Source organism: Psychrobacter piscatorii, from assembly GCF_001444505.1.
GTDB classification, from domain to species: Bacteria; Pseudomonadota; Gammaproteobacteria; order Pseudomonadales; family Moraxellaceae; genus Psychrobacter; species Psychrobacter piscatorii_B.
Window position 1 is genome coordinate 23,314 of record NZ_LNDJ01000072.1, and the last position, 6,000, is coordinate 29,313.

A 6,000-nucleotide genomic window follows, 5' to 3' on the forward strand; every position below is an offset into this window, starting at 1 on the left:
AATTTTATAATATTTATAGGCTAATAATATCAACGTGTGTAAGATGATATTGTCAGGATTGACCTACCTTGACATGGTAGAGAGTGCTGCCTTTTATTCAAAATTTCAGGCAGCACCCTCATACATTTAAGCGTCGGTATGACCTGGTAGTTTACTAGCCAAAACATCTACTTTTTCAATAGACGGTGGCTCTGAAAATAGCTCATCGGCCTGATCCATCAAAGCAGCTGCAACCTTGCCAGATAAATGTGCTTGGCGACCCGCCTCATCAGGAAATGCATCAAAAATACCAAATGTTGTAGGTCCAAGACGTAGGCCAAACCACGCAACTGTCGCAGGTTCTTCCATTACAATAGGTAAACCGCCTTTAAGGAAAGCTTCCACTTCGTCTTCTTTACCCGGTTTAGCTTCAAGACGGACATATAAAGCTGTTTTAAGCATAACTAAAACTCCACAATTGATTAGAATCAAAACTGATTCTGACATTTCTAATGTATGCATGTCAGAAAGTTTTGTTGTATAAAAGTTAAAAAAACTTCCCATAGCTGAGCCAAAATCTGGGTTTTTATTTCGACATAATGCTATTGTTGCAGAATTGCACCACATTCCATATTGTCTTCTAACGCTTTTTGAATCGCTTGCGTCTGACCTTTGATCTTTCTGACGCAAAGCCTATCTTTAGTGAGCGGATGATATTTATTATTCATTATTTAGGAATTATTAAATCCTATAAATATCATTTATTGGATTAATTTACTTTGGTATTGTGCATGTCATCCCCCAGTTAAAAATAAGGAACAACTATGAATAAGATGATGAATGCGCTTATCCTAGAAAATTTTGGTGATCATGAATTTAAGCGTGTAGAACTCCCTATACCTCAACCAGAGGCTGGGCAAGTTCTAGTACGTATTCATGCGAGTGGTGTAAACCCTATTGATTATAAAATTCGTCTTGGTGAAGCAACATATGCTATGCCAGAGCTTCCTGCCGTGTTGGGAACGGATATGGCTGGAGTTGTAACTGCTGTGGGTGAAGGTGTCACCCACTTCAACGTCGGAGATGAAGTTTACGGTCTGATTGGTGGCGTTCGTGGTCTTCAAGGATCTTTAGCAGAATATGTTGTAGCAGATGCTGATCTGATCGCATTAAAGCCACGGAATATCTCTATGCGCGAGGCAGCAGTACTACCATTGACGTTCCTCACCGCTTGGGAAGGTTTAGTGGATAATGCGAAGGTCCAACCAGGGCAAACTGTACTGGTTCAAGGTGGTGCTGGTGGCGTTGGTTATATGGTGGTTCAGCTTGCAAAAGCACTTGATGCAAATGTTTGGGCGACTGGTCGTACAGCTGATCAATCACTGATTTCAGAACTCGGTGCAACACCTCTTGATTACACAACAGCATCTTCCGATGACATTATTGCTGCAAGCCCTGAGGGTCAAGGTTTTAACATTGTTTATGACACTGTGGGTGGTCCAGTACTCGAAGCTTCACTTTCCATGACGACTCACTATGGCCACATCACCAGCTGTGCTGCATTTGGCAATCATAATTTAGCGAATTCATCTCTACGGTGTGCCACAGTGTCTGGCGTATTCGTCCTAATGCCGACGTTAACAGGCAATCGCCGTTCTCATCATGGTGATATCCTTAAGACCGCGACTCGTCTCGTTGAGGAAGGTAAACTGCGTGCTATTGTTGATCCTCGTCATTTTACTCTAGACCAAGCGATTGAGGCTCATGATGCTGTTCAAGATCGCTCTGCCAATATTAAGGTAGTTATCGATGTCATTTAACGCACTTCAGGCCAAGACTTGGCGCTTCAATTGTATTGGAGATACAGATGTTCTGACATTAGAAACACTTCCTGTTGCTTTACCAGCCGCAGGAGAAGTTCTAATACAGATGAAAACGATCGGACTCAACCGAGCCGATGTAATGTTTCGGCGTGGTACTTATATTCAAAAGGCAGTATTCCCTTCTCGTCTGGGATATGAGGGAGCAGGCATAGTTCTTGCGGTAGGTGAAGGTGTACGCCAATTTTCTCCAGGAGATGCAGTATCAATTCTTCCGACTGATAATCTAGCCAAATATGGAACATATGCGGACAAGCTTCTGATTCCAGAAACTTTTTTAGTTCACAAACCCGATAGTTTAAGCTGGGAAGAAGCTTCTTCAATCTGGATGCAGTATTTGACGGCTTGGGGTGGTGTAATCCATGCTGGTGGATTATCGAAAGGAAAAACGATCTTGATCACAGCAGCTTCAAGTAGCGTAGGACTAGCTGCGATACAGATAGCTGAAGCAGCGGGTGCTAAGGTCATTGCAAGTACACAGACGATAGAGAAAAAGCAACGTTTACTGGATCTCGGTGTTAAAGATGTTATAGCCAGTGAAGATGAACCAGATTTGTATGAGGCGCTTGTTTTACGTTTAGGTGGAGAACATCTTGATGTCGCCTTTGATGCTGTAGGAGGGCCACATATTGAACAGATTGCAAAAGCGATGTCTGTGGGAGGAACTATGGTTATGCATGGTGCACTTAGCCCGGAGAACACACCATTTCCCCTTAAAATTGCATTACGCAAGAGCTTAACCATGCGAGGTTTTTTGTTTCTTGAGGTTCTCCATGACCCTGTTCTAAGGGAGCAAGCCAGACGATTTATTCTGAGCAGTATAGGTGCAGGATATCTTCGTCCAGTGATCGACCGTTGCTTTAACTTTGAGGACATGCATGACGCTCAGCGCTATCTTGAATCAAATCAGCAAATAGGAAAAATTGTAGTTACTCTAAATACATGATGGTCTTATCTGATTTAGGTTTCTATATGGCCCAGCACTTCCACTAAGTAATCAAACAATGCTCGGATTCGCAAAGGTGTCGGGCCCCGCTGTGGACGATATAAATACAGGCGCCAAACGGGAGAGGTTTCCTCATGAAGTATCTGAATGAGCTTACCACTCCTAAGCCACGGCAAAACTAGAAATCCAGGCATGTGTCCGAATCCAACTCCAGCGAGAATAGCTTGAAATTCAGCTTCTAGATCATCTGTAATAAAACGGGGCTTTGATGGCGTAAAGCTTCGACTTTCGGTGAATGTCCATGGCCAGTAACGCCCTGTTTTATGATCGACTAGTGCTGTTAGAGGGTATTTATCAAGGTCAATAATTTTTTTGGGCATTCCAACCTTATCAATTAACTCTGGCGTACCCACAGAATAAAATTTCACTTTAGCCAATTCCCTTGCCACATATCGATTGTCCGGCAAAAATCCAAATCTGATCCCGATATCTATCCGCTCATCGATCACATCCGAGTGTGAATCTGTTAGCACACAATCCACGACAATATCTGGATAACGTGTGGCAAATTCTGCTAGTGCAGGTACTACCACTTTACGCCCTAACACAGACGACACAGTAATACGGACAGTCCCACGCATTTCATCTCGTTTTTCCTTGGTGTCTTTTACAAGCAAAGCATCGATCGATTCCACCGCAAGACGTGCTTGCTTTGCCAGACGCTCACCATCAGCGGTAATTTTAATTTGTCGAGTACTCCTGTAAAACAAAATCTCTCCGCGCTGCTCTTCTAGCTCTTTTATTGCCCGTGTCACTACCTGTGGGGAAATACCCAGTTGAGTTGCTGCCTCTTTAAAATTTCGAGACTCTGCTGCGACACAAAAGATACGCATCATTTCCAATTTGTTCTGCATGTCCAATCCTGTGTTATAGTAATTATTCCGTAAATAGGAATTCTGAAAGATAATATTATTCATTTATTATACCTAACAAGGCTGTAATACTTAACCCTCAAATATAATTGACAGATAGGTTAAAGGTTACTTGTATGAATAATATAGAAAATAAAGTTATTGTTATCACTGGTGCAAGTAGTGGTTTAGGTGAAGCTACTGCTCGCTTACTTGCTAAAAAAGGTGCAAAGGTTGTAATTGGTGCTAGACGTACTGAAAAATTAGAGGCTATTGTTCACGACATTCGTGCTGAAGGTGGTCAAGCTGAATTTATTGGTGTGGATGTAACCAAACCACATGAAGTGCAAGCACTTATTGAAAAGGCATTAAGCGCATTTGGTCAAATCGATGTATTGGTAAACAATGCTGGATTAATGTCTATTGCACCATTAAGTGAGCTAAAAGTTGATGAATGGGATCGTATGATCGACATTAATATTAAAGGTGTTCTTTATGGAATAGCAGCTATCCTACCTGTTTTCCAAAAACAAAACTTTGGACACTTTATTAATCTCTCATCTGTTGCAGGGGTAAAAGTATTTAGTCCAGGAGGTACTGTTTATAGCGGTACTAAGTTTGCTGTAAGAGCCATCTCAGAAGGCCTTCGTCATGAAGTTGGGGAAACAATTAGAACGACTACTATTGAGCCTGGTGCAATTGAGTCAGAACTAAAATTCGGTTCTTCTCATAAAGAAAGTTCAGAGTTTGTTACTGATTTCTACAAACAAGCCATACCAGCTGACTCAGTCGCTCGAGCAATTGCTTATGCAATTGAACAGCCTGCGGATGTAGATATTAATGAAATTGTTTTGCGCCCAACGAGCCAAGAGTTTTAATGACTGAATAACATAAAATGGGAGCACTTCGCTCCCATTTTTACTCTATTTTTTTAAAGTTGAGGACAAATCTATGAAAGCCGTATCGTATGTTATAAATAACCATGATGATTTTAAAAATTCATTGGTAGATATTGAAAAAGCGAAGCCTACGCTTAAGGAGCGTGATGTACTGGTAAAAGTTCAGGCAATCTCTGTGAATCCAGTTGATACCAAAGTGAGAAAAAATTCGTCTGAAGCAAATAATCGTATTTTAGGTTGGGATGCCGTTGGGGAAATTATTGAAATTGGCTCAAAAGTTACCTCGTTTAAAGTAGGAGATTCTGTTTGGTATGCTGGCGATTTAACCCGAGATGGTAGTAATGCTGAGTATCAAGCAGTCGATGAACGAATTATCAGTCATAAACCAATTACAGTATCTAATGCAGAAGCAGCAGCATTGCCATTAACTGCAATAACGGCATGGGAGATGCTGTTTGATCGGTTTCAAATTTCAGAAACAGAAGTTGGCAGTATTTTAATTATTGGTGGTGCAGGTGGTGTAGGGTCAATCGCTATCCAACTCCTAAAAGCAAAAACAAATCTGACCGTTATAGCAACAGCGTCACGTGAAGAAACGAAATCTTGGGTGGAATCACTTGGTGCCGACCATGTCATTGATCATAGCAAAGATTTAAATGCACAAATCGAGACACTAGGCATTGCAAAACCAAAATACGTATTCTCTACAAATCATACAGACACCTATATCGAGCAGATAGTTTCTCTGATTGCACCACAAGGCAAGCTTGGATTGATCGATGATCCACAAACCTTTGATATTATGCCGTTTAAGACTAAATCTATTTCTATCCATTGGGAGTTGATGTTCACCCGTTCAATGTATGAAACCGATGATATTGAAAAGCAAGGTGATCTATTGCAACAGGTTGCCCAATTAGTTGACCAGCAAAAAATTAGAAGTACCCTCAACCAAAATCTAGGCAACATTAACGCTGCAAACTTGGAGAAGGCGCATAAGTTGCTTGAATCAGGCAAGTCAAAAGGCAAAATTTTACTAGAAAACTTCTAAAACAAATTCAAGGTGAAATAATGACTATTTCAATAATTGCGAACTTTAAGGCAAAATCAGATCAAAAAGAGACGTTAGAAGCGCTTTTAAAAAGTGTAATAGAGCCTACGCTTCAAGAAGAAGGGTGCTTGAAATATGAGCTTTATATTAGCGAAAATGACTCGAGTAGATATTTCTTCTTAGAAGAATGGCGTAGCAGGGAGGATTTAGATATCCATATGGCCTCTGATTATATTCAAAGTTTATTTGGTAATATCCAATCTCTCATTGAATCAAGTGATATTGTAGAAATCAAAAAAATATAGCTGTATAGTCAATCCACTATAAAAGCGTT

At 40.8% G+C, this 6,000-nt stretch carries 7 protein-coding genes and 1 pseudogene; 5 read left to right on the plus strand and 3 right to left on the minus strand.

The genetic code is table 11. The features are described from left to right. Positions 1–126: 126 nt before the first annotated feature. Positions 127–441, minus strand: a complete 315-nt coding sequence (locus AS194_RS07585; protein ID WP_058024906.1) for a putative quinol monooxygenase — start codon at positions 439–441, stop codon at positions 127–129. A gap of 143 nt (positions 442–584) precedes the next feature. After that, positions 585–707: pseudogene (locus AS194_RS14175) on the minus strand (metal-sensing transcriptional repressor); the annotation flags it as partial. A 96-nt stretch (positions 708–803) separates the two neighbouring features. Here AS194_RS14175 and AS194_RS07590 point away from each other — a divergent pair. Next, on the plus strand, positions 804–1,799 hold the full coding sequence (locus tag AS194_RS07590; RefSeq protein ID WP_058024907.1) for a zinc-dependent alcohol dehydrogenase family protein: 996 nt from the start codon (positions 804–806) through the stop codon (positions 1,797–1,799). Further along, complete coding sequence (locus tag AS194_RS07595; RefSeq protein ID WP_058024908.1) at positions 1,789–2,805, plus strand: zinc-dependent alcohol dehydrogenase family protein; 1,017 nt, start codon at positions 1,789–1,791, stop codon at positions 2,803–2,805. Before AS194_RS07590 ends, AS194_RS07595 begins: the two co-directional genes overlap by 11 nt. Positions 2,806–2,819: 14 nt before the next feature. Here AS194_RS07595 and AS194_RS07600 read toward each other — a convergent pair whose 3' ends face one another. Continuing rightward, positions 2,820–3,719, minus strand: a complete 900-nt coding sequence (locus AS194_RS07600) for a LysR family transcriptional regulator (protein ID WP_058024914.1) — start codon at positions 3,717–3,719, stop codon at positions 2,820–2,822. 134 nt (positions 3,720–3,853) lie between these two features. Here AS194_RS07600 and AS194_RS07605 point away from each other — a divergent pair, with 134 nt between their 5' ends. The 3 genes from AS194_RS07605 to AS194_RS07615 all read left to right on the plus strand — a co-directional run bounded on the left by AS194_RS07605 (position 3,854) and on the right by AS194_RS07615 (position 5,971). Continuing rightward, positions 3,854–4,594 carry an SDR family oxidoreductase gene (locus AS194_RS07605; protein WP_058024909.1) on the plus strand — a complete coding sequence of 247 codons (741 nt, stop codon included), beginning with the start codon at positions 3,854–3,856 and terminating at the stop codon, positions 4,592–4,594. Positions 4,595–4,667: 73 nt separating this feature from the next. After that, positions 4,668–5,666, plus strand: a complete 999-nt coding sequence (locus AS194_RS07610; RefSeq protein WP_058024910.1) for a zinc-binding alcohol dehydrogenase family protein — start codon at positions 4,668–4,670, stop codon at positions 5,664–5,666. Positions 5,667–5,686: 20 nt separating this feature from the next. Then, positions 5,687–5,971 carry a putative quinol monooxygenase gene (locus AS194_RS07615; protein ID WP_058024911.1) on the plus strand — a complete coding sequence of 95 codons (285 nt, stop codon included), beginning with the start codon at positions 5,687–5,689 and terminating at the stop codon, positions 5,969–5,971. The last annotated feature ends 29 nt before the right edge of the window (positions 5,972–6,000 follow it).

What these genes read in the sequence shown, in the direction of transcription:
- AS194_RS07600 (WP_058024914.1), bottom strand. Translation starts at nt 3,719, where the DNA reads ATGCAGAACAAATTGGAAATGATGCGTATCTTTTGTGTCGCAGCAGAG.
- AS194_RS07590 (WP_058024907.1), top strand. Translation starts at nt 804, where the DNA reads ATGAATAAGATGATGAATGCGCTTATCCTAGAAAATTTTGGTGATCAT.
- AS194_RS07615 (WP_058024911.1), top strand. Translation starts at nt 5,687, where the DNA reads ATGACTATTTCAATAATTGCGAACTTTAAGGCAAAATCAGATCAAAAA.
- AS194_RS07610 (WP_058024910.1), top strand. Translation starts at nt 4,668, where the DNA reads ATGAAAGCCGTATCGTATGTTATAAATAACCATGATGATTTTAAAAAT.
- AS194_RS07585 (WP_058024906.1), bottom strand. Translation starts at nt 441, where the DNA reads ATGCTTAAAACAGCTTTATATGTCCGTCTTGAAGCTAAACCGGGTAAA.
- AS194_RS07595 (WP_058024908.1), top strand. Translation starts at nt 1,789, where the DNA reads ATGTCATTTAACGCACTTCAGGCCAAGACTTGGCGCTTCAATTGTATT.
- AS194_RS07605 (WP_058024909.1), top strand. Translation starts at nt 3,854, where the DNA reads ATGAATAATATAGAAAATAAAGTTATTGTTATCACTGGTGCAAGTAGT.